The 22,083-nt window shown below is 72.7% G+C and carries 19 protein-coding genes; 5 read left to right on the top strand and 14 right to left on the bottom strand.

The window, feature by feature from the left end; genetic code table 11:
• Nucleotides 1-46: 46 nt before the first annotated feature.
• On the bottom strand, nucleotides 47-1,429 hold the full coding sequence (locus ACFW1A_RS22205; RefSeq protein ID WP_380410867.1) for a hypothetical protein: 1,383 nt from the start codon (nucleotides 1,427-1,429) through the stop codon (nucleotides 47-49).
• Nucleotides 1,426-2,079, bottom strand: coding sequence for an RNA polymerase sigma factor (locus ACFW1A_RS22200; protein WP_380410866.1), 654 nt, complete (start codon nucleotides 2,077-2,079; stop codon nucleotides 1,426-1,428). Before ACFW1A_RS22200 ends, ACFW1A_RS22205 begins: the two co-directional genes overlap by 4 nt.
• Before the next feature lie 410 nt (nucleotides 2,080-2,489).
• Between ACFW1A_RS22200 and ACFW1A_RS22195 the strand changes: the two genes are divergently transcribed.
• Nucleotides 2,490-3,527 carry a helix-turn-helix domain-containing protein gene (locus ACFW1A_RS22195; protein ID WP_380410865.1) on the top strand — a complete coding sequence of 346 codons (1,038 nt, stop codon included), beginning with the start codon at nucleotides 2,490-2,492 and terminating at the stop codon, nucleotides 3,525-3,527.
• 32 nt (nucleotides 3,528-3,559) lie between these two features.
• Complete coding sequence (locus ACFW1A_RS22190; RefSeq protein ID WP_380410864.1) at nucleotides 3,560-4,147, top strand: hypothetical protein; 588 nt, start codon at nucleotides 3,560-3,562, stop codon at nucleotides 4,145-4,147.
• Here the strand turns inward: ACFW1A_RS22190 and ACFW1A_RS22185 are convergent.
• Entirely contained in the window at nucleotides 4,135-4,959 is an 825-nt protein-coding gene (locus tag ACFW1A_RS22185) for a hypothetical protein (protein ID WP_380410863.1), read from the bottom strand. The genes ACFW1A_RS22190 and ACFW1A_RS22185 overlap by 13 nt on opposite strands.
• Between ACFW1A_RS22185 and ACFW1A_RS22180 the strand changes: the two genes are divergently transcribed.
• On the top strand, nucleotides 4,949-5,236 hold the full coding sequence (locus ACFW1A_RS22180; protein ID WP_380410862.1) for a hypothetical protein: 288 nt from the start codon (nucleotides 4,949-4,951) through the stop codon (nucleotides 5,234-5,236). The genes ACFW1A_RS22185 and ACFW1A_RS22180 overlap by 11 nt on opposite strands.
• Before the next feature lie 260 nt (nucleotides 5,237-5,496).
• Nucleotides 5,497-6,204 carry an aquaporin gene (locus tag ACFW1A_RS22175; RefSeq protein ID WP_380410861.1) on the top strand — a complete coding sequence of 236 codons (708 nt, stop codon included), beginning with the start codon at nucleotides 5,497-5,499 and terminating at the stop codon, nucleotides 6,202-6,204.
• 69 nt (nucleotides 6,205-6,273) lie between these two features.
• On the opposite strand, the gene ACFW1A_RS22170 is transcribed toward ACFW1A_RS22175, so the two are convergent.
• From ACFW1A_RS22170 to ACFW1A_RS22120, 11 genes are all read right to left on the bottom strand, one after another.
• The gene (locus ACFW1A_RS22170; RefSeq protein WP_380410860.1) at nucleotides 6,274-7,611 is read right to left on the bottom strand and encodes a hypothetical protein; all 1,338 of its coding nucleotides are present in this window, start codon (nucleotides 7,609-7,611) and stop codon (nucleotides 6,274-6,276) included.
• A gap of 161 nt (nucleotides 7,612-7,772) precedes the next feature.
• A complete protein-coding gene (locus ACFW1A_RS22165) occupies nucleotides 7,773-8,882 on the bottom strand; it encodes an LPXTG cell wall anchor domain-containing protein (protein WP_380410859.1) in 1,110 nt (369 codons plus the stop codon).
• A 258-nt stretch (nucleotides 8,883-9,140) separates the two neighbouring features.
• Nucleotides 9,141-10,520 carry an ABC transporter substrate-binding protein gene (locus ACFW1A_RS22160; protein WP_380410858.1) on the bottom strand — a complete coding sequence of 460 codons (1,380 nt, stop codon included), beginning with the start codon at nucleotides 10,518-10,520 and terminating at the stop codon, nucleotides 9,141-9,143.
• A 55-nt stretch (nucleotides 10,521-10,575) separates the two neighbouring features.
• Nucleotides 10,576-11,394 carry a carbohydrate ABC transporter permease gene (locus tag ACFW1A_RS22155; protein WP_380410857.1) on the bottom strand — a complete coding sequence of 273 codons (819 nt, stop codon included), beginning with the start codon at nucleotides 11,392-11,394 and terminating at the stop codon, nucleotides 10,576-10,578.
• Nucleotides 11,391-12,329, bottom strand: a complete 939-nt coding sequence (locus ACFW1A_RS22150; protein ID WP_380410856.1) for a carbohydrate ABC transporter permease — start codon at nucleotides 12,327-12,329, stop codon at nucleotides 11,391-11,393. The genes ACFW1A_RS22155 and ACFW1A_RS22150 overlap by 4 nt, the downstream gene beginning before the upstream one ends.
• A 189-nt stretch (nucleotides 12,330-12,518) precedes the next feature.
• Nucleotides 12,519-14,645: a hypothetical protein gene (locus tag ACFW1A_RS22145; protein WP_380410855.1), complete on the bottom strand. Its 2,127-nt coding sequence runs from the start codon at nucleotides 14,643-14,645 to the stop codon at nucleotides 12,519-12,521.
• 172 nt (nucleotides 14,646-14,817) lie between these two features.
• Nucleotides 14,818-15,366 (bottom strand): GNAT family N-acetyltransferase, encoded by a 549-nt coding sequence (locus ACFW1A_RS22140; RefSeq protein ID WP_380410854.1) that lies wholly within the window; start codon nucleotides 15,364-15,366, stop codon nucleotides 14,818-14,820.
• A 42-nt stretch (nucleotides 15,367-15,408) separates the two neighbouring features.
• Nucleotides 15,409-16,779 carry a CoA transferase gene (locus tag ACFW1A_RS22135; protein ID WP_380410853.1) on the bottom strand — a complete coding sequence of 457 codons (1,371 nt, stop codon included), beginning with the start codon at nucleotides 16,777-16,779 and terminating at the stop codon, nucleotides 15,409-15,411.
• Nucleotide 16,780: 1 nt separating this feature from the next.
• The gene (locus tag ACFW1A_RS22130; protein ID WP_380410852.1) at nucleotides 16,781-17,587 is read right to left on the bottom strand and encodes a pentapeptide repeat-containing protein; all 807 of its coding nucleotides are present in this window, start codon (nucleotides 17,585-17,587) and stop codon (nucleotides 16,781-16,783) included.
• Nucleotides 17,588-17,705: 118 nt separating this feature from the next.
• Nucleotides 17,706-18,395, bottom strand: a complete 690-nt coding sequence (locus ACFW1A_RS22125; RefSeq protein WP_380410851.1) for a hypothetical protein — start codon at nucleotides 18,393-18,395, stop codon at nucleotides 17,706-17,708.
• A 148-nt stretch (nucleotides 18,396-18,543) separates the two neighbouring features.
• On the bottom strand, nucleotides 18,544-20,850 hold the full coding sequence (locus ACFW1A_RS22120) for a glycosyl hydrolase family 18 protein (protein WP_380410850.1): 2,307 nt from the start codon (nucleotides 20,848-20,850) through the stop codon (nucleotides 18,544-18,546).
• 471 nt (nucleotides 20,851-21,321) lie between these two features.
• On the opposite strand from ACFW1A_RS22120, the gene ACFW1A_RS22115 reads away from it, so the two are divergent.
• A complete protein-coding gene (locus ACFW1A_RS22115; protein WP_380410849.1) occupies nucleotides 21,322-21,933 on the top strand; it encodes a hypothetical protein in 612 nt (203 codons plus the stop codon).
• Nucleotides 21,934-22,083 lie beyond the last annotated feature (150 nt).

Genomic DNA, 22,083 nt, shown 5'->3' with positions numbered 1-22,083 from the left:
CGTCCCCCTCGGGGGGCGGGCGCCGCGTGCCTGGGGTCCGGCCCGGTCAGGGCATGGTGGACTTCGGCATGGTGGGCAGGTTGAAGGTGGTGGTGCCGATCAGGATGCCGCTGCCGTCGTTGAAGTTCAGCAGGGCCGACTCCGTCAGGGGCCACGGCATGTTCATGATGCTGGTCGGGCCGAACGAGATCCGGTAGTTGATCGTCTTGCTCGCGCCGGCGGCCAGCGCGAAGGTCGGCTTCCCGCCGAGCGGCACGGAGCTGTTCAGGGTGAGCCAACTGCCGTTGTCCAGCTGCTGCTCCAGGGTCACGGTCGGCTTGTCCCCCACCGTCACGTCCGTCGAGACGTGCTGCCAGGCGCTGCCGGTGGTGTTGGTGAAGGTGACCGAGAACGGCACCTTCACGCTGTCGTTGTAGATCTTCTGCCCCTGGTCGAAGCCACCGGTGGCGAAGGTGACCGACGCGGTACCCGGCTTGCCGGGCACGGTGTGGTCGGTGACGTCGAGGCTGCCGAGGATCGCCTGCAGCGCACCCTCGTACTGGGTGTCCAGACCGTCGGCACCGACGTAGACCTGCTGGCCGGCCAGCCCCCACAGCCGCCCGGTGAAGGAGTCCCCGGAGGCGCACTGGACCTGCCAGGTGGTCAGGTTCGCGGTGAGCCCGGCCAGCTGGACGGTGCTCTTCACCGGTGTCGCGGTGGTCTGGGTCTCGGTCCCGCCGGACTTGTTCGCGTAGTGCGGGTTGTCCCAGGCGTAGCAGTACGGCTGGTGGGCCCAGCCGGCCGGGGCGCCGAGGTCGGCCGCGGTCGGGTACGTCGCGTCGGAGAGCTCGTTCGCGGTGGAGTACGCCGTGAGCTGGATGCCGTAGGGCTCGCAGGAGCCGCCCGGGGCCGTCTTCGCCCCCGGGGTGCGCAGGCAGACGGTGGCACCGGGCGGCCCGGTCGTGCCACCGGCGTCGACCGTCCACCCCGTCGGCAGCCGGAACTTCACCCCGCGGAAGTCCTGCACGGCCCCGAGCGTGACCGGGGTCGCGGCGGTGCTCGCCGAGTCCCCCGCACTGGCCGACGCGTCGCCGGCCGCGGCGCCGTCGGCCACGGCCGAGCTGCTGGTCGAGGCGCTCGGCGACGGCGTCGGGCTGGGCGACGGGGTGGGCGTGGCGGTCAGGCTGGCGGCCGGCGCCGGGCGCTCGTCGGCCACGGTCCTGGTGTGCAGGCCGACGAAGACCAGGGCGCTCGCGGCCGCCAGCGCGAACAGCGGCGCTCCGACGGCGTAGAGCGGGCGGACCCGCCTGGTCCGGCGGTTCGGCGGTTCGGCCGGCCGCAGGTCGTGCGCGCCGATCATGGTGGCCCGGGCGGCCAGCGCCTCCCGCAGCAGGCGCTCGGTCGGGGTCTCCTCGGCACTGTCCTGGTGTTCCTGGTCGTCCATGGTCATCGGGTCTTCTCCAGCTGCTTCTCCAGCGCGTCCAGAGCGCGGCTGGCGGTGGACTTCACGGCACCCCGGGACAGCCCCAGGGTCTCGGCTATCTGCGCCTCCGACAGGTCGGACCAGTACCGGAGCACCAGCACCTCACGCTGACGGTCGGTCAGTTCCCGCAGGGCGAGCACCACGCGGCGGTGCTCGTCGTTGAGGACGGCGTAGTCCTCGGCCGAGGGGGCGTCGGCCTCGTGCGGCGGAACGTACTCGCGGGCGGTCTTGCGCCGGCGCAGCACCGAGCGGGAGCCGTTGACGACGGCGGTGCGCAGGTAGGCCAGCGCGTTGTCGACGTTCTCCAACTGCTCGCCGTGGCGCTGGTAGAGCGCGGCGAACGCCTCCTGCACCACGTCCTCGGCCAAGTCCTGGTGGTCCACCAGGAAGACCGCGGTGCGGACCAGGCTCAGCCGGTGCGCGTGGTACAGGTCGGTGAGGGTGGGACGGTCCTCCTGCTCGGACCGGCCGCCGCGCAGCAGCCGGAAGCCGCTCGGTCGCCGCTCCCGGATGTCCGGCTCGGACCGCTCCCCCAGCGCGCCGAACAGCAGCTGCCAGACCCGGCCCCGGCGGACCGGCGGGACGACTGGCAGGCTCGGCGCCACAGTCATGGACATGTACGTTCTGCTTCCCCGAGGGGGCGGCCGGGGCCGCCCGAGGTGGTGATGTGCCGTGTGGTCGGTGGTGATCTTGCCAGGGCGCCGTCGTCGCGGATCCGGCGGGAGTGATCACTTCCGGGCCGCGGTCGACGGGCCGGCCGGGGCCGACCACCTGGGGCGGGAGCCACCGGCGCCGTCCGGCGGTGCCGGCCCCGTTCCCCTTGCTCCCACCCTGATAGACGTCCATCTCCCCGGGGGGTTGCAGGTGACTTCGAGAACTTTTCGCGGGCGTTCACGTGCGGTCTCCTGACGGTGGGTGAGCGGTCGGGTTCGGCGGCGACCCGGTCCCCGGGCCGGACGGGTGCGGGCAGCGGTGGCGCCCGGGGCTACACTCGCGAAGATCCCGCCACGTCGATCAAGGGGAACCGATGGCAGAGCAGCGCGTGCCGCACCCCGTGCAGGTGGCCATCGGCCGCCGGCCGGAGCCGGTGCACACCGTGGCGGTGTACGCCTTCGACGGCATGGCGCCCTTCGAACTCGGCGTGGTGGTGGAGGTGTTCGGGCTGGCCCGGCCCGAGCTGGCCGGCCTGCTGTCGGCGCCCTGGTACGGGCTGAAGGTCTGCGCGGACGTGCCCGGCAAGCCGCTGGCGGCGCTCGGCGGCTTCTCGATCACCGCCGAGCACGGACTGGACGAACTGGCGGCGGCCGACACGGTGATCGTGGTGGGCGTGCCCAACGCCTTCGCCGGTGACGTCCCGTCCGGCCTGGTCCGGGCGCTGCGCACTGCGCACGAGCGGGGCGCCCGGATCGTCTCGATCTGCTCGGGTGCCTTCGCGCTGGCCGCCGCCGGCCTGCTGGACGGTCAGGAGGCCACCACCCACTGGCGGTACGCGGAGCTGCTGCGCCGTCGGTACCCGGCGGTGCGGGTCAACCCGGACGTGCTCTACGTGGACAACGGCGAGCTGCTGACCAGCGCGGGCAGTGCGGCCGGCATCGACCTGTGCCTGCACCTGATCCGCCGCGACCACGGCGCCAAGGTGGCCAACACGGTGGCCCGGCGGTTCGTGGTCCCGCCGCACCGGGACGGCGGGCAGGCGCAGTTCATCGAGGCGGCGGTCCGTCAGGTGCCCGAGGAGGACGACGGGATCGCGCACAGCATGCAGTGGGCGCTGGACCACCTGGCCACCCCGCTGACCGTGGCGCTGCTGGCCCGGGCGGCCCGGATGTCGGAACGCTCCTACCTGCGCCACTTCACCGCGCGCAACGGGACCAGCCCGATGCGCTGGGTGGTGCACCAGCGGATCGCCGCCAGCCTGCCGCTGCTGGAGTCGCTGGACGGCACGGTCGAGGAGATCGCGGTCGCGGTCGGCTTCGAGAGCGCGGCCACCTACCGGCACCACTTCGCCCGCAGCATGCAGACCTCGCCCACGGCCTACCGCCGCACCTTCGGGCGCCGGGCGGCATAGTGCCGCATGTCGGCGCCTGGTAAGCATGGGTGGTGCGCTTCGACCTCGTGCCCATGCCGGACACCGTCCGGGCCAGGCCCCGCGACCCCCGTGGCTACCCCGTTCCCGCGATCACCCCGTGGGAGGAGGAACAGCCGCAGTTCGCGCTCACCGACTACGGCCGCAGCGCGGACTGCGCGCGCGGGCGGCTCTGCTCGGTCTGCAACCAGCTGATGCCCAAGGGACTGGTCTGGCGCGTGGTCGGTGCGACGGAGAGCGCCGCGATCGCCGAGGCGCTGGCCGCCGGGCGCCCGTACCGGAACATGACCCCGACGCTGGAGGGGCCCGGCCACCGGGCCTGCATGCTCTACGCCTCGATGGTCTGCCCGTACCTGGCCCGGCCGAACGCCCGGCGCGGGCTGTCCGCCGACGGCGGTTCGGAGTTGACCGCGCACGTGGTCCGCGGCGCGGCCCGCGGCGGCAGCGGTGCGGTGGTGGGCTTCGCCGACTACGAGTTCGGGATCACCCCGGACCAGGTGCTGTTCCGCTTCGTCGACCTGGTCGAGTTCCTGCCGCACGAGGCCGCGGACGAGCACCTGACGGAGCTGCGGGCCGAGCTGGCGCGGCATCAGCCACGGTAGGCGGGCAGGCCGGTGGCGGTGGAGACGAGCACCGGGGTACCGGTGCCGTCGGCCCGCACCAGGGCGATGCCGGCCGCGGTGCGGGCGGCCACGACGGCGCCGTCCGGGGACCAGACCGGCTCGGTGTAGTCCGTGGTCGCGCCGGGGGTCAGGTCCTTGGCCACGCTGTTCTGGGCGCGGACGTCCTGGGCGAACAGGTGGTCGTGACCGTTGACCGAGCTGACGAAGACCACCTCGCGGCCGTCCGCCGACAGGTCCGGCTCCGAGCCCTTGGCGACCGCACCGCCCTGCTGGCGCAGGTAGTCGTCGCGCAGGTAGACCAGGCCGTCGCCGGTGTTGGCGTAGACGGAGCTGCCCTGGTTGCCGCCGCCGTTCGCCCAGGTGTTGCCGGTCTGCGGCAGCTGGGCGGCGTACGGGTCGGAGTAGTTGCCCAGGCGGAGCACCTCCGGGGTGCCCTCGTGGGCGGTGGCGACGACCTTCATCAGCCGGGTGGTGCCGCCCTGGCTGGTGGTGAAGATCAGGTTGTCCTTGGCCTCCTGCTGGTTGCGCGGGTCCGCCGCGGCCACCTGCCAGGTCGGGTGCGACCAGTTCTGGCCGGCCGGGTGGTGCGCCACCACGGTGCGGTGACCGCCGGTCGGGTCGCTGACCACCAGGTCGCCGGAGCCGTCGACGAAGGCCGCCCGGTTGCCGTCCGGGGACCAGGCGAGGTCCCGGACCGGGGTGCCGAAGTCCACCGTGCGGCCCGCGATCCAGACCAGCGACGTGCCGTTGCTGACGGTCAGTCGGCCGTGGGTGCCGGCGTTGCTCACCACCGCGGCGGCGGACGGCGTGGCCTTCGGGGCCGCGCTCGGCGTGCCGGCGGCCGCGGTGGACGGCGCGGCGGAGGGCGAGCCGGTCGGCGCCGCGGAGGCCGGGGCGGTGGGCGTGGGGAGCGGCCCGGCGGTGGCCGGCATGGTCGGCGACGCCGCGACGCTCACCGGGGCCGCCGCGGTGCCCGCGTTCGGGTCGCACCCCACGGTGCCGACCGCGGCCAGCGCCACCAGCGGCACCGACACCGCCAGGCGCGGCGCCCAGGAGCGGGCCCGCTGACTGGCCTCGGCAATGGTGACGAACTTCGCAAAACGGTCGACGATGGACGCGCGCATGGCACTACCCCCGATGGGTCTGGATGTCTTCGGTGTGGTGAGAGCGACCGGCTCGTCCGGCTCGCCGGTCCCGTTCCCCTTGCTCTCACCCTGATAGACGTCCATCCCCCCAGGGGGTTGCAGGTGGGTTCGGAAAAGTTTTTGGAGGTACCGCCATCCGCCCGGGCATTGTGGCGGCCCGCGGCGCCGCCCGAGAATGAACCAATGATCCTACGCATTCCGCTCGGTCGCCGGGTCGCCGCCGAGGCGCTCGGAACCGGGCTGCTGGCCCTGGCACTGATCGGCTCGGGGCTGCGGGCCGCCGCGCTCAGCACCGACGGGGGCGTGCAGCTGCTGGCCACCACGCTGGCCTCGGTCTGCGCCCTGGGCGTCCTGATCGCGCTGCTCGCGCCGGTCTCCGGGGCGCACCTCAACCCGCTGGTCACGCTGGGCCTGTGGTGGCACGGGCGGGGCACCGCGCAGGCGCTGCCGGCCGGGGAGGCCGTCTGGTACGCGGCCGCGCAGCTGACCGGTGCGGTGGGCGGGGCGCTGCTGGCGGACCTGATGTTCGGCCACGGTGCGCTCGGCACGGCCCGTCAGACACACACCGGTGCGGCCGAGTGGACCGGCGAGGTGGTGGCCACCGCGGTGCTGCTGCTGGTGGTGCTCGGGCTGACCCGGGCCGGGCAGCAGCGGCTCGCGCCGGTCGCGGTGGCCGGCTGGATCACCGCCGGGATCTGGGCCACCGCCTCGGGCTGCTTCGCCAATCCGGCGCTCACCCTGGGCCGGGCGCTCAGCAACGGGTACACCGGGATCGCGCCGGGATCGGTGCCCGGCTTCGCGGCCGCCCAGCTGGTCGGCGCGGTGCTCGGGCTGGGCCTCGTCCGGCTGCTGTTCGGGCCCGCCCGGCCCGGGGTCGCCGCGGGGGCCTGAGGCCCGGGGCGCCGCGCGGTACCCGAGGCGGGGTCCGAACCGGGGTCCGAACCGGGGTCCGAACCGGGGTCAGCGGCGGGCCGGCACCGGCGTGCGGGCCTCCCCGCGGCCCCGGGCCCGCCGCCCCGAACCGGAGCCGGCCGGGGCCGGCACCGCGACCGGGGTGAGCGCCAGGGTCGGCCGCTCCACCGTGCCGCCCGACCCGCGCCGCCCGGGCGCCCCGGGACCGCGGGTCCCGGTGCCGCCGCGCTTGCGGCCGCCGCGCCGGGCCTGCTTCGTCGGCCAGAGCAGCACGTAGGCGGTGGAGAGCACCACGAAGCCGAGCCGAACCATGCCCTTCGCCGAGTCGGACGGGATCAGCAGGGTGCCGCCGTAGAGCGAGGCCAGGGCGATCCAGCTCCACCACGGGACCAGCCGCTTCTGGCCGACCGCGTCCCAGAGCAGGGTGCCCAGCAGGATCGAGGCCGTGTAGTACGTGTAGACGCTCGGGTCGAGCAGGATCCGGGCGTTCGCACCGACCAGCACCACGGCCGGCCAGCGCCCGCGGCGCACCGCGAGCGCACCCAGGCCCATGCCGATGGCGAACTGGGCCGGGCGGTCCCACCACGGCGTGGACGGGTCCGACACGCCCAGCCAGCGCAGCGAGGAGGCGGGCTGGTTGGGGATGGTGAACTTGGCGGCCTGCAGCGAGCCCAGGTTGCCGAGGTAGAACGGCAGCCAGGCGATCGCGACCAGACCGGTGAACCAGATCAGCGCGCGCTTCCAGTCCTGCCGGGGCAGGGCCAGCACCAGGGCCACGAAGGAGATCGCCCAGGGCTTGGAGTCCACCGCCAGGGCCAGGAAGATGCCGGTCGCCACCGCCTTGCCGCGCACCAGCGCGTTCACCGCGAGCATGGTGAAGAAGAGCGCCAGCACGTCGTCCAGGTGCGCGAACCGGACCGACACCTCCACCCACATCGGGATGAAGGCCAGCCCCGCGACCAGGATCCGCTGCTGCAGCCGGCGGTGGTTGGTGCCGGTGCCGCGGTAGTACCAGGCGGCCGTGCGACCGACCAGGACCAGCATCACCAGGCCGAGCGCCGACATGGTGCCCTCGGCCAGCAGTTGGCCGATCCGCTCGGGGAACGGGGCGAACAGCCGGGCCGCCGCCAGGCTGACCGGGCCGATCTGCAGCTCGGGGTGGTGGGCGTAGAGCGAGAGCCCGCCGCCGTTCTGGCCGCTGAACAGCAACTGCTCGCCCTGGCGAAGGTAGTGCCAGGAGAAGCCGCCGCTCGGCTCCACGATCAGGAACCACAGGACCGTCCAGACGACCAGCAGGGCGTGGTGTCTGCGGACAGGCAGGATCCAGATCCGGCCGGTGTCCGACCCGTAATCCGTCGCCGCTTCCTCTGCGCTCGCTCCGCGCACCTGTTCCTCTTCCCCGCACCGGCCCCCTCGGCCGGACATCCTATGCGATCAGTGCGAACAGCCGATGTGCCGGAAATGGCCCGGAATGGACGGTCCCGCATGCACGCCGACCCGGCCCGCGCATCGCGCGGACCGGGTCGGAACGGTCACCGGCCATCGCCTCAGGCGTGGCGGCCGGCCTGCTTGCGGCGGCGCAGCAGCACCAGGGTGCCGACACCGGCGGCCAGCACGGTGGCACCGGCGATCGCGATCGGGGTGGCGTCACTGCCGCCACCGGTGAAGGCGAGGTCCTTGTCCTGCGAGGCGGCGGCAGCCTTGGCCTGCTGGATGCCAGTGGTGGTGACGGGGACGGTGACCTGCGAGGGCGGGGTGACCGGGAAAGGCGTCACCGGCGGCGCCGTGTCCGGCGGGGTCGACGTGGAACCACCGGCGGGGGTGGTGGTGCCGGTGGCCGGAGCACTGGTGGAGGCCGACACGGACGGGGTGGGCGACTCGGACGTGGGCGACGGCGCCGGAACGCTCTTCGACGGGCTCGGGGCCGGCACGCTCTTGGAGGGGCTCGGGGCCGGCACGCTCTTCGACGGGCTCGGACTCGGCGAGCCGCCGTTGTCGTCCGGCGCGCCGATGCAGAAGTAACCGGGCGCGCTGAAGCTCAGCTGGCCGATCTCGTCGGTCTCCGAGGCCACGTCGAGCGGGGACCAGTACGCCACGAACTGGGTGTAGGCCGGGCCGAGCGGAGCGTCGTCGGGCAGCCCCAGCCGGATCTTGGCGGTGTACTTCTTGCCCGCCTCCAGCACGATCAGGTCACTGGGCCCCGGCTCGCCGTTCTCCTCGGCACCGAGCACCCGGATCTCGTCCAGGTGCTCGTCGTCCACCCGGTTCGGGATGCTGCTGTGCTGCCAGTCCTTGGACCGGTAGTCGAGGTAGTCCATGGTGATCTTGTGGGTGGAGAGGCCGCCCTTCTGGCTCTGCACCAGCACGGCCGGCAGGAAGATCAGGTCGCTCTTCGAGGGGTTGCTGAACTCCACCGTGTAGACGGTGTGGCCGCCCGCGTCCACCTCGTGCCGCAGGTCCTTGACCGCGAGCTTCGGCGTGACCTCCTTGGGAACTTCCTTGTCGATCTTCGCCTGGTCCTGGTCGGCGTGCGTCGGGGCCGGGCTGGCCACCGAGAACGCGGGACCGCCCGGGAGGGCGAGCGCGCTGTGCGCTCCCGCCAGCACGGCACCCGAGGCGAGCGCGGTGGCCGCCACGAGTGCGAGGGGACGACGCATAAGAAGAGCACCTCACGGAGTTCGGCGCCGACCGGGGGTCGTCGGAGCGCTGTGGTGGGACCGTCGGGCCCGATGGTTTCCTGGGCGGGCCAACGACGGAGAGTCCGCCGGAGAATATCTGACGAACTGCTGGGTACTGAAGTCGGGTTCGCCAATTTCCCGGCAAATTCCCGGATTTGCGTGCACCCGACAAGCAGTCGGCCCGCCGCACCGGGGACCGGTGCGGCGGGCCAAAAGGGGTCAAAGGCCGACGAACCCTCAGCCCACCGAGCTGTTGTAGCTGTCGATGGCGGACTGGATGTCCTTCGCGGCGTCGGACAGCGCCTGCTGGGCGGTCTTGCCGCCGCTGATAGTCTGCTCGATCGCGGTTTCGACCCCCTTGCGCGCCTGCGGCATCACGCCGAGCAGGCAGCCCGCGTTGGCCGGACTGGGCCTGGTCGAGTGCAGCTCGTCGATCGCGGTCTGGAACTGCGGGTACTTGGCCAGCCAGGCCTTGTCCTTGGGGTCGTCCAGCGCCTTCCGGTTGATCGGGAAGTAGCCGGTGCCGGTGTGCCAGGTGGCCTGCTGGGCCGGGTCGCTGAGGAACGTGACGAACTCCCAGGCCGCCCGCTGCTCGGCCGGCGAGTGGCCGGGGCCGTCGATCCAGAGCGAGGCGCCGCCGATCGCCGGGCCGCCGGGGTCGGCGGCGTCGATCTTCGGGTAGGGGGCGGTGGCCACGGTGAACTTGGCCGCCTGGGTGTAGCCGCCGAGCACGCCGGTGGACTCCAGGTTCATCGCCGAGCGGCCCGCCTTGAAGGCCGCCTGGGCGTCCGCGGTGGTCCGCCCGGTGTTGACCGCGTACCCGCCCTTGACCAGGTCGGCCCACCACTGCACCGCCTCGGCGCCCTTGGCCGAGTCGTAGACCACCTTGCCCGCCTTGGCGTCGCGCCCGTTGCCCTGGTCGCAGTAGAGGGTGCCGGACTCGGCCAGCAGCTCCTCGACGAACCAGCCGTAGATCGCCGCGCCGAAGCCGTACTGGGTGGTCTGGCCGTTGGCGTCCTTGACGGTCAGCTTCTTGGCCGCGTCACCGAGCTCCGCCAGCGTCTGCGGCGGCTTGGTCGGGTCCAGCCCGGCGGCCTTGAACGCGTCCGCGTTGAGGTAGAGCAGCGGCATCGAGGAGTTGAACGGCATCGAGACCAGCTTGCCGCCCGCGGTGTAGTAGTTGCGGATGCCCGGCTCGATGTCGTCCAGCGGGTAGCCGTCCTTGTCGGCGAACGCCTGGGCCGGCACGGTCTGCTTGGAGTCGATCATGAACCGGGTGCCGATGTCGTAGATCTGCACCAGCGAGGGGGTGCCCTTCTGCTGCACCGAGGCCTTGTACTTGGCGATCACGTCGTCGTAGGTGCCCTGGAACACCGGCTTGACCTCGATCTTGCCCTGGTGCGCCTGGTTGAAGGCGTCCACCAGGCCGTTCAGCACGGTGGCGTTCTGGCCGGTCATGCCGTGCCAGAAGGTCACCGTGGTCACCCCCTTGGCGTCCTGCAGCGCCTGGGCGCCGGGCGCCCCGCCGGACGCGTCCGCGCCGGACCCGGACGAGGAGGAACTGCAGGCGGTCAGGGCCAGCGCGGCCACCGCCGTCGCTACCACCAGCTTGCGCACGTGACTGTCTCCTTCTGAGGACCGGTGGCGAGGTGCCACCACGGGTTTCGCGGTGTCAGCGGACGGCGCCCGCGGTCAGGCCGCGGACGATGAAGCGCTGCCCGAAGACCACCAGGGCCAGCGTCGGCAGCAGCGAGAGCAGCACGCCGGCCAGGATCAGCCCGGGGTCGGCGGCGTCCGCGTAGCTCAGGCTGGTCAGCCCGATCTGCACGGTCTGCATCTGCGGGGTGCGGGTGATGATCAGCGGCCAGAAGTACTGGTTCCAGGCCGACAGGAAGACGTAGACGGCGATCGCCGCCAGCGAGGGCCTGCTCAGCGGCACCAGGATCCGCCACAGGAACCGGCCGTGGCCCGCGCCGTCGATCCGCGCCGCGTCCCGCAGCTCGGCGGGGAACTGACGGAAGGACTGGCGCAGCATGAAGGTGCCGAACCCGGAGGCCAGGAACGGCAGCACCAGGCCGACGTAGCTGTTGGCCAGTCCCCAGTCGGAGACGGTCAGGTAGTTCGGGATGATCACGGCCTCCCACGGCACCATCAGGGTGGCCAGGAAGACCCCGAAGACCGCGCCCCGCCCGCGCAGCGGCAGGAAGACCAGCGCGTACGCCGCCAGGATCGAGGTGAGCAGCTGGGCCGCGGTGATGACGCCGGCCACCAGCACCGAGTTGAGGTACTCGCGTGCCAGCGGCACCGCGCGGGCCGCAGCCGCGAAGTTGCCGGTGGTCAGGTGGTGCGGGACCACCGACGGCGGGTAGACCGCCAGGTCGGCCGGGCCCATGAAGGCCCCGACCACCACGTAGTAGACCGGCAGCAGCACGGTCACCGCGGCCAGGCCGAGCAGCAGGTAGGCAGTCAGGCTGCCGAGGACCCGGTTCACGCGTAGTGCACCTTCCGCTCCAGCACCCCGAACTGGACCGCGGTGCAGGCCAGCACCACCAGCAGCAGCACCACGGCGCGGGCGCTGGCCGCGCCGAAGTCGCTGGAGCCGTTGGCGAAGGCCTTGTCGTAGACCTCGTAGACCAGCGTGCTGGTGGCGTGGTCCGGGCCGCCCCTGGTGAGGATGTTGATCTGGCCGAAGCTCTGCAGCGCGTTGATGGTGGAGACCACGACCAGGAAGAAGAGGTGCGGGCCGAGCAGCGGCACGGTGATCGAGCGGGCCAGCCGCCAGCCGGCCGCCCCGTCGAGCCGGGCCGCCTCGGTGATCTCCGGTCCGATCGAGCCGAGCCCGGCCGAGAGCACCAGCACGTTGTAGCCCAGGTTGAGCCAGACGGTGGCGATCGCCACCGAGACCAGCGCGTGGTGCGGGTCGGTCAGCCAGGCGACCGGCCCCAGCCGGACGCGCGACAGCAGGCCGTTGAGCACGCCGGTGGCCGGGTTGTAGAAGACCCCGAAGACCACCGCGGCGCTGGCCACCGAGAAGGCGAAGGGCAGTGCGAAGGCCGAGCGCAGCACCCGCACGCCGCGCAGCCGGCCCTCCAGCAGCAGCACCAGGACCAGCGCGCCCAGCACCCCGGGCACCACGGTGAGCAGCACGAAGAGGGCGGTGGTGAGCAGCGTCCGGTAGAACTCGGCGGAGCCGAAGAGCGCGGTGTAGTGGTCGAGTCCGACGAACCGGGTGGGGGCGCCGAACAGGTCGTTGCCGTGCGCGCTCAGGTAGAGGGTGCGGTAGAGCGGATAGCCGAGGAAGAGCGCGAAGACGGCCAGCGAGGGCAGCAGGTACGCCCAGGCCAGCGCCCGCTCGCCCCACCGGGCACCCCGGGCCGGCGGCCGGGCGGGGGCGCCCCCGGGTGTCGTTGACGGCGGTCTCGGCATGCGGCGGTTCCTCCAGGCTCCCCGTGGCGTACGCGTCGACCGTTTCGCGCGCCGGTGACCGCCCGGTGACCACTGCCGGGCGCCAGAGTGTCATGCCCACAACCAGAAAGAACCGAACCCCCCGCACCGGGCAACTGCCGAGCCCGGCGCGGGGGGTGAAGGTGGTTCAGGTGCGAGTGCGGGTGCGGGTCAGAGCTGCTGGGCCTTCTTCAGCAGCGCCTTGCCCTGGGCGGTCAGCCGGTCGGCCTGGTCGCCGTCCACCTTCTGGTGGTCGAACGCGGCCTTCTGCAGCAGCTGGCCGATCTGCGCGACCAGCGCGTCCCGCTCGGCGCCGAGCGCGGTGAGCTTGGCGGTGCTCGCCTTGTACTGCGCGTCGTCCGGGCTGCTGGTCAGGATGCCCGCGGTCGAGGCCTTGAGCGTGGCGGTGGCGAACTCGCCGACCCCCGCGTTCAGCTGCTTGTAGACCTCGGCCAGCTCCTCGTAGTCGTAGCCGTGCTGGCCGCGCAGCGCGGTCGGACGCGCCCAGTTCTCGATGTACTCGGTCAGCACCCGGCCGTCCGAGGCGTACGAGTCCTTCAGGCCGAGCAGCGCCAGCATGGTCGGACGGATGTCGGTGTGGTCCGACCACACGTCACCGGTCTCGCCCAGGTTGCGGATGCCCGGGCCGACCAGGCCCAGCCAGGTGGTGTTGATGTCCGGCGCGAAGTCGCCGTGGTTCCAGGCGTAGGCCGGGCCCAGCGCGACACAGGCCGAGTTGCAGTTGGCCGCGCCCGCGTAGACGAAGTAGTTCGGGTCGGCGAAGGAGGTGAAGGTCGGCGTCCGCAGCGGGTCGCCGGTCTGCATGTGCAGGATCTTCTGCTCCGCCTGGTCGGCCAGGTAGCTGGAGACGGTGTCGGTCTTCCCGGTGATCGGGTTGACCGCGGTCACCTTGGACCAGGCCTGCTCGAACGCCCGGGTGGTCGGGTCGTTCGGGCCGGGCTGCCCGTTCAGGTAGAAGTTCGGCGCCGAGTCGGCGTGCACCTGGAACGGGGTGGTGACGCCCTGCTGGGTGGCCAGCAGGCCCTTGGCGTTGGCGTTCACCTCGCCGATCTGGCTGTACGTGCACGGCACGGTGACGCCGTCGCAGTCGGCCGGGGTCGGCTTGCCGCCCACGAAGTGGTCGTTCTCGTCCGAGGTGACCACGAAGAGGGTGTTGTCCTCGTTCAGGCCGTCCTGGTGGATCCGGTCGAAGAACTTCGCGAAGGCGTCGTCGTAGGACTTCAGCTGGGCCACGTAGTTGGCCTCGCCCGGGCCCATCGCGCCGGAGTTCGCCCCGTGCTGGTCGTGCGCGTCCGAGATGTAGGCGTAGGTGACCGGCACGCCGGACTCCTGCATCTGGGCCACGTAGCCGAGCGAGTTGTCGGCGGTCATCCCGTCGAAGCCCGGGAAGCCCGGGTTGCCCTTCGGGTCGGTGATCTGCTTGCCGGCGGTGGAGCGCACCACGCCGTCCGAGGCGATCGCCGGGTCCACCGCCTTGGCGCCGAACAGCGCCTGGTAGCCGTTGTAGCCGCCCGGCTCGTCCGGCAGCAGGTCGGGGCTCTGGGTGCCCTTCGCGCAGACCTTGGAGTCCTTGGCGCAGTGCACGCCGATGCCGACGAAGTCGGCCTGCGCCTTGGCCGGGTCGGCCTTGGCCTCGGCGGCCTCCGGGGAGGTGGCACCGAAGACCTTGTTGATGTCGACGGTGGTGTTCTCCAGGATGGTGTTGGCCGTCGACACCGCGCCGAAGTCGCACCCGGCCTTGGTGTAGGTGGTCCACGGCGCCGGCGCGTTCTTGCCGTCCGGGCCGACCATGGTCGGCGCGCTGTCGGCCGGGGTGGGCACCGAGGTGTCGGCCACGCCGTCGGTCCAGTAGGCGAAGCTGCTGGCCGAGTTGGAGTTGCCGTCCGGCTTGTAGTAGCGGTACGAGTTGGAGACCGCCTGGCCGTGCTTGTCGCCGTAGACACCCGTGATCGAGGTCAGGATGTCGTTGCCGGTGTGCGCGATCAGCGGCGTGTGGTGGTTGGTGGACAGCGTCCCGTTGCTCTCCAGGAAGTCGAGCAGATGCGGCATCTGCTCCAGGTCCGAGGGCACGTTCGGGTTGTCCCGGGTGAAGTGCACGTTGTCGAACTGCAGGTAGATCACGTGCTTCACGTCCCGGCCGTCGGCCGAGATCTGACAGCCCGTCTGCTGCTTGGGGCCCCGGGGCCCGGGGTCGGTGGCCGACGCCGTGGTGGCGGAGACCAGGCCGAGGCCGAGCCCTGCCGTGAGCGACAGGGCCAGCACCTTGCTCTTGCGCATCCTGCTCCCTCTCTGGGCGCGATCGCGCGCCCGCGACGGAACGCGCGTAGATCGCCGATCGGGGGAGCACCGCGGCCCCCCGTCGTGCGTGCCACAGGCTGCCACAGCGGAGCCGAACGCAACAGGAGGCGTGTACGGGCAAGGAGTTAAGTCGCGGTGAACAGGGGTGGGTTCAGGCCGACGGTGCGGGAACCGGCCATCCGGGCTCCGGACGATCGGCGTACAGGTGGGCCCACTCGCGGCGGAACGGGTCGAGGCCCAGGCCGTGGTCGGTCAGACCGAGCCGCTCGGCCACCCCGCGGGAGCCCCGGTTGTGCGGCAGGATCATCGCGTGGACCGGCAGGTCGGGGCTGTGGCGGTGGGCCGCGTCGATCCCCGCCCGGGCGATCTCGGTCGCGTAGCCGTGCCCCCAGTGCGCGGTGTCCAGCCGGTAGAACAGGTTCCAGTTGCCCCGGCCGGTCAGCTGCACCCCGCCGATCCCGATCACCTCGGGGGTGCCGCGCAGCCGCACCGTCCAGTAGCTCAGGCCGTCGTCCGCCCAGCGCGCCGCGGCCCGCGCGATCCACTCCCGGGTGGTGGCCGGCTCCAGGTGCCGGCCGGCCGGGTCGTGGCCCCAACCGCCGGGGTCGGCGTTGATCCGGTACAGCGGGTCGAGGTCGCCCTGGTGCACGGCGGTCAGGTCGAGCCGCTCGGTCAGCACGGCACGCGGGTCGTCGGTCATCCGTCGAGGGTAAGCAGCGGCGGGCGGCGGCAGCCACCGGGTTTAGCGGCCCGTGCTCCGGGGCCCGTCCGACCCGCCCCGGCGTGCCAGGAACTCCGGCCGGTCGGAGCCCCAGCGACTCGGGCCGGTGGCCCAGCTGCCGTGGCCGGGCAGCGGCGGGCGCGGGTGGCGCAGCAGTCCGTAGCCGCTGGGCGTCTCGGTCAGGTACGGGGTCGGGTCCGCCCCGGCCGGCTCGTCCCCACCGGTCGGCCGGTCCGCCCCGGCCGGGGTGGTCAGCAGCCAGTGCGCGGTGCCCGCCAGCGAGTACCGCAGGTGGGCGCCGGCTCCGGTGCGCTGACGCTCGGTCAGCGCGCGCAGCACCCCGGCCGCCACCAGGTAGCCGGTGCCGTGGTCCAGCGACTGGGCCGGCAGTGCGCCCGGCTGCTGCGCCGAACCCTCGCGCAGCGCGATCCCGACCCGGGCCTGCACCAGGCTGTCGAAGCCGCGCCGCCCGGCCCACGGCCCGTGCCACCCCCAGGCGTTCAGCTGCACCAGCACGGTGCCCGGCAACTGCTCCGGGGTCAGCCCGAACCGGTCCAGCGCCCCCGGCCGGTACCCGCTGACCACCACGTCCGCCGCCGCGGCCAGCTCGCGCAGCACCGCCGCGTCCGCGGGCCGGTCCAGGTCCAGCAGGGCGGAGCGCTTGCCGAAGCCGGTGTCGGCGTGCGCGTCCGCGGTCTCCGGCAGCCGGGGCGAGTCGATCCGCAGCACGTCGGCGCCGAGCAGGCCGAGCGTGCGGGTGGCCACCGGTCCGGCGATCACCCGGCTCAGGTCCAGCACCCGCACCCCGGCGGCCGGCGCGTCGGCCGGCGCCAGCCGCCGCCCGGAGCCGGGCAGCACCCACCGCTCCACCAGCGGCAGCCCCGGCTCGGGCTCGGCGGCGCCCACCGCGACCGCCAGTCCGCCCGCCGCGTACACCGCCTCCTGCACCTGGACGGCCTTCTCCCCCGCCAGCTGCTCCGCCAGCGCCCCGGCCGACGCGTCCGGCGCCAGCCCGAGCCCGCTCAGCAGCCGCTCCCGGTGGTGCGGGTAGTTGGCGTGGGTGCGCACCCAGCCGTCGGCGGTGCGCCAGAAGCCCGAGTGCGGCGCGAAGGTGTCGCCCGCCCGGCCGTCGATCCGCAGCAGCTTCTCGCTGCGGAAGGCCGCGGCCACCGCACCCTCGTCGACCAGCAGTCCGGCCACCGGGGCGCCGCCGCGCGCGGCCCGCAGCTCGGCGGCCGCCAACGCGCAGGCCGCCACCGCGGCCCGGGCCTGCCGGCGCACCGGCAGCCGGGCCGCCAGCACACCGGGCACCTCCCGGTAGCCGATCCGGTCGACCAGCTCCGCCGGTCCGCCGAGCGCCGCCCAGGCACTGCGGGTGAAGTCGTCCGTCATCTCACCAGTGTGCGGGCCTGGCCAGCCCGTTCGGCAGTCGGGTCGCCCCGTCGCCCTTGGCCGCGTTGAGCTGGGTCTGGGTCAGGAAGAACGCACCGGTCAGGTCCGCCCCGGCCAGCCGGGCGTCGCGCAGGTCGGCCCCGATCAGGTCGGCGTCGCGCAGGTCGGCGCCGGTCAGGTCGGCCGCGATCAGGTACGCACCGCGCAGGTCCGCGCCGCGCAGCTCGGCCCCGCGCAGCTTGGCACCGATCAGGTCGGCCCCGCGGCGGTCCCGCTTCCGGCCCGGCACCCGGGCCCGGGCCAGCTCGCTGGCACGCAGCAGCAACGCGTTCACCTTGGCCCGCTGGGCCGGCACGTCCAGCTCGACCAGGTGCTCGGCGGTGAGCTCGGTCAGCTCCTCGGTCTCGACCAGCAGCGTGCGCAGCTCGGGGTGGACCGGGGCGGCCGCGGCCAGGCCGAGCGCCTCGTCCAGGTACCGGACCAGCTCGTGCAGCTGGCGCAGCACCGGGAAGGCGCGGAACATCAGCGGCGCGCTCTTCGGGTCCTGCCGCCAGCTGACGCCCTGGAAGGTGCCCTGGGAGAGGTGCTGCCCGGCGCCGAAGCAGTCGTAGACCGTGCAGCCGTTGAAGCCCTTGTCGCGCAGGTCCGCGTGGATCCCGCAGCGGAAGTCCTCGCGCAGGTTGCGGCAGGGCTGCCCGGCCTCCTTGTTCACCGCGAAGTCGGTCGAGCGCGCGAACGGCAGGGCCACGCAGCACAGGCCGAAGCAGCCGGTGCAGTCGGCCAGCAGGTTCAGGCGCGTCTCGGTCACGGCGGGGGTTCCTCTCCACGGGGTTCTGCCGTCGAGTAGAGCCCAGGAGCGGCCCGGCGGTCCAATCCGGCCGGGTGGCCGCGCCGCGAACGGCCGGCACCGGGGCGTCACGGCTGGATCACATCTGGTCGGGGTGCGGGACGTAGCCCGGGTTGCCCGGCTGGCCGGTGTACGGCTGCTGCTGCGGCGCCGGCTGCGGCGGGTAGGGCTGGCCCTGCGGCGGAACCGGGGCGCCCTGCGGCGGGAGCGGCTGACCCTGCGGGGCCGGGTAGGGCTGGCCCTGCTGCGGGAACGGCTGACCCTGCGGGGCCGGGTAGGGCTGGCCCTGCTGCGGGAACGGCTGGCCCTGCGGCGTCGCGAAGGGCTGCGAGCCCGGGTCGATCGAGCCGGGCGGGAAGGCCACGCTCAGCTGGTCCATCTCGTCGCGCCAGTAGCGGTGGATGTTCAGCCGGCTCGGCTTCGAGTCGGTCGGCAGCTGCAGGTACATCGAGCTCCACACCGTGGCCCGCTTGACCCGGGTGACCGGGAAGGCCTCGCGCGGGAAGACCGCGACCACGTCGCCGGGCCGGTTGGTCCACCGGTTGGCGATGTTCACCACGACCGAGCTGTTGGTCAGGGTGAGGAAGTAGAACTTCCGGGTCAGGGCAACGATCAGGCCAAGGCCGGGGACCTCGTCGAAGATCGCGTTCAGCCACGGGCTCGGACCCGTCTCCACGTGCACGCACGCGATGAAGGTCTCCCCGGGCGGTGCCACCTGGGAGAGCCGCTCGATGACCTGCTTCTTCTGCGTGGCCCGGCGAATTGCCATAGTTACGTCCTCTTGCCCCGTCTTGTCCGGCGCCTGGCAGCGCGGTGAAATCGGCTGAGACTAGCAGGTGTTGATGGCGGGTCGAACAGCCCGACCCCCGGCACCTCGCGGTACCGGGGGTCGGGGTCGAACTACCGGTGGTTACCGGTCACTTCATGCTGCCGGTCATCGCGTTGACCAGGGTTCCGGACGGGTCGTCGGCCTCCAGGGAGTAGGCGAAGATGCCGCCCAGGCCCTTGGTGGTGGCGTACGAGCCGCGCGCCGTGATGGCCTGCGGGGTGTCACCGGTGAAGAAGTTGGTGCCGTCGTAGATCCACGAGCTCTGCGTGGTGGGGTCCCAGTGCACGTTGGCCGAGCCGGTCTTGCCGGTGGCCACCAGCTCCTTCCAGAACGCCACCCCGGCCGACTGGCTGGTGGACTGCGCCGCGGACGGGCCGGTGGCGGTCGAGTAGAGGCCGCTGTTGGCCCCCGCCGGCACGCCGGTCCAGCCGCGGAAGTAGAACGGCACGCCCAGCACCAGCTTGCTCGCCGGGAAGCCGCCCTTGATGCCGTAGGCCGCGTCACCGTTGACGAAGGCGTTCACGCCGTTGTCCACGGTGTACTTCTCGGTGCCCGGGGCGATCGGGTTGCTCGGGTCGTTCGGGCTGTTGTACAGCGGGTCCTGCAGGTTGGTCGGACCGGTCGCGTCCCAGGCGCCGTGCATGTCGTAGGACATGATGTTGCCGTAGTCCAGGTACTTGCCGAGCTGGTCGGTCTGCAGGTTGGCGATCTTGTCCTGGCCGCTCGGCAGCGCCGCGGTGAGCAGGAAGTGCTTGCCGACGCTCGCCCCGTAGGCGTCCAGCTCGTTGCGGAACTCGGCCATCAGCGCGGTGTAGTTGGCGCTGTCGGCGGCCGAGTAGTGGTTGCCGGTGTGGCCACCGGCGGAGGCCGGGTACTCCCAGTCGATGTCGATGCCGTCGAAGATGCCGGCGCCCGAGCCGGTGCCGCCGGAGGCGTCGCCGGAGATCCCGGTGGGCAGGTTGCCCTTGATGAACATGTTGATGCAGGAGGAGACGAACTTCTTGCGCGAGGCGTCGCTGGCGGCGACGTCGGAGAAGTACTTCGAGTAGGTCCAGCCGCCCAGCGAGACGGTGAACTTGAGGTTCGGGTACTTGGCCTTCAGCTCGCGGATCTGGTTGAAGTTGCCCTTGATCGGCTGGCTCCAGGAGTCGCTGGTGCCGTCGACGCTGATGTCGCCGGTGTAGCCCTTCTGGTAGTCCGCGAAGGCGTCGCCGCCGCCGTCACCGGCGCTCGGGTTCGACTCGTTGGCGTCGGTCGCCTTGATGGTCTCGAAGCAGGTCAGGTTGGTCGGGTCGATGTTCTCGAACGCGTAGGTGACCGTGTTCAGACCCGCGGCGGCACCGGTCTTCGCCAGGCTGCTCGGGTAGTAGGCGTTGCCGTAGATGCCCCACTGCGCGAAGTACGCGGACTTCACCGCACCGGTCGGCGCGGCACCGGTGGTGACGGCGACCGGCGCGGACTGGGCGCTCGCGTGGCCGTCCTTGTCGTAGCCCTGGACGGTGAAGGTGTAGGCGGTGTTCGGCAGCAGCGAGCTGACGGTGACCGAGGTGCCCATCGAGGTGGCCACCAGGTTGGCGCCGCTGTAGACGTAGTAGCCCGGCACGTTGCCGTTCTGCGCGCCGTCGGTGGACGCGGCCCAGCTCAGCGTCACGGCGTTGTTGTGCACCGCGGCGGTCACGCCGCCCGGGGTGCTCACCAGGCCGTCGCCGCCCGGGGCGGTGCCGCCGGAGGCGGTCGCGGTCGGGGTGGGCGTGGGGGTCGCGCTCTGGGTCGGGCTGGCGGACGGCGAGCTCGACTGGGTCGGCGAGGCGCTGGCCGTCGGGGAGCTCGACTGGGTCGGGCTGGCGCTGGGCGAGGCGCTGGTGCTGCTCGCGCTGGCACTCGGCGAGGCGCTGGTGGAGCCGCCGCCCGGGCCGGTGAGCGCCAGGTCGTCCGCGTAGTAGGTGCCCTGGCCGTACCAGCCGTGCACGTAGACCGTCACCGAGGTGGTGGACGCGCCGGTGGTGAACGTGGTGTTGAGGTTGGACCAGGCGGTGCCCGAGGTCCAGGTGCTGGTGTCGGTGGTGCCGGTGCCGCTGACGCCGAGGTAGGTGTAGCTGCCCTTCAGCCAGCCGGACAGGCTGTAGCTGGTGCTCGGGGTGACCGTGACGGTCTGCGAGCACTGGGCGCTGTCGGACGCCGAGGCCGCCGCCTGCAGGGCGTAGCTGCCGGTGTGCGGGGCGGTCCCGGTGACGCTGCCGAGGCCGGCGGAGCAGGTCCAGCCGGTCAGGTTGCCGGTCTCGAAGCCGCCGTTGGTCAGCAGGTTGGCGCTCGCGGCGCCGGCCGAGCCGCCGAGCACGGCGGTCAGACCGGCCGCACCGGCGCACAGGGCGGTCGCGGTGGCGAGCGCGGTCACGTTTCGAAGGGGGCGTCGAGCGGTCTGGGGCCGCTCGACCGGCCGCGCAGCAGTAGCGCGTTCGGGCATGGTCGCTCCAAAGTCGCGCCCGGACTGTGGGGGACCGAGCGCCGTGGGGGGGAGGGGTACCTGGGTCCGGCCGGGTGCGCACCCGGCCCGCCCTGCTTCCGCGGATTGGCGCTGAACGTATGGCCTGGACCAGGTCCGGGTCAACAGGTCTGTACCAATCTTCAACCAAGGAAGCACTCCCCACCGGCCAGAACGTCCCGATTGGCCTGGCAATGCGGCCATCGTGCGCAGCAGTGGTAAAGACCAATCAACGGTTTCGGTCACGCTCGGTCAGCATCATCCGCACCGGGTGCAGTTGGCAGGCCGTCAGCTTTGTCCCCGAACAGGCTCGCGGGCGGCGCGCCCGATGCGAGAGACTGCGACGATCAGCCGTCCCGCTCACTCCCGTGGAAAGACCGGTTCATGACGACTCCTCCGCCCCCGTTCGACGCGCCGGGGCAGCCGCCCGTCCCGCCCCAGCCGACGAGTGCGCCGGGCGCGGGCGCGCCGGTGTACGGCTACCCGTTGCCGAGCCCCGAGTACGGCTACCCGCAGCAGCCGCCGGCCCCGCCGCAGGACTACGGCTACCCGCAGCAGCAGCCCGCGCCGCCGCAGGACTACGGCTACCCGCAGCAGCCCCCGTCCCAGGCCGGCTACGGCTACCCGGCCGCGCCGCCCGCCCCGCCGGCCGGCCAGCCGCTGGTGACCATCGGGGACATCGCCGTGACCAGCACCGGCATCGTCACCCCGGCCGGCCAGATCCCGCTGCAGGGCACGGTCTGGACCGCCACCGACATGTCCCGCACCGAGGAGCGGATCGCCCCGGCCGGCATCGTGCTGGCGATCATCTTCTTCCTGTTCTGCCTGGTCGGCCTGCTCTTCCTGCTGATGAAGGAGAAGCGCACGGTCGGCCACGTGCAGATCACCGTCTCCGGCGGCGGCCGGTACCACACCACGTCGATCCCGGTCAGCTCGCCGCAGCAGGTCATGGACCTGATGAACCGGGTCAACTACGCCCGCAGCCTCTGCGTCTGACCCCCGGCACCCTCCGCACCCGGCACCGTCCGGACCCGCCGCCGCGAGGGGGCCGCGGGTCGACGGGCGCACGGCGCACGGCGCACGGCGCACGGCGCACGGCGCACCTGCTGAGGACCCGGCAACGGCGGGAGCCGCAGACCCTCGTGG

The sequence above is a fragment of the Kitasatospora sp. NPDC058965 genome (assembly GCF_042741245.1).
Lineage (GTDB): Bacteria > Actinomycetota > Actinomycetes > Streptomycetales > Streptomycetaceae > Kitasatospora.
This window is presented reverse-complemented; position numbering and strand designations above follow the sequence as displayed.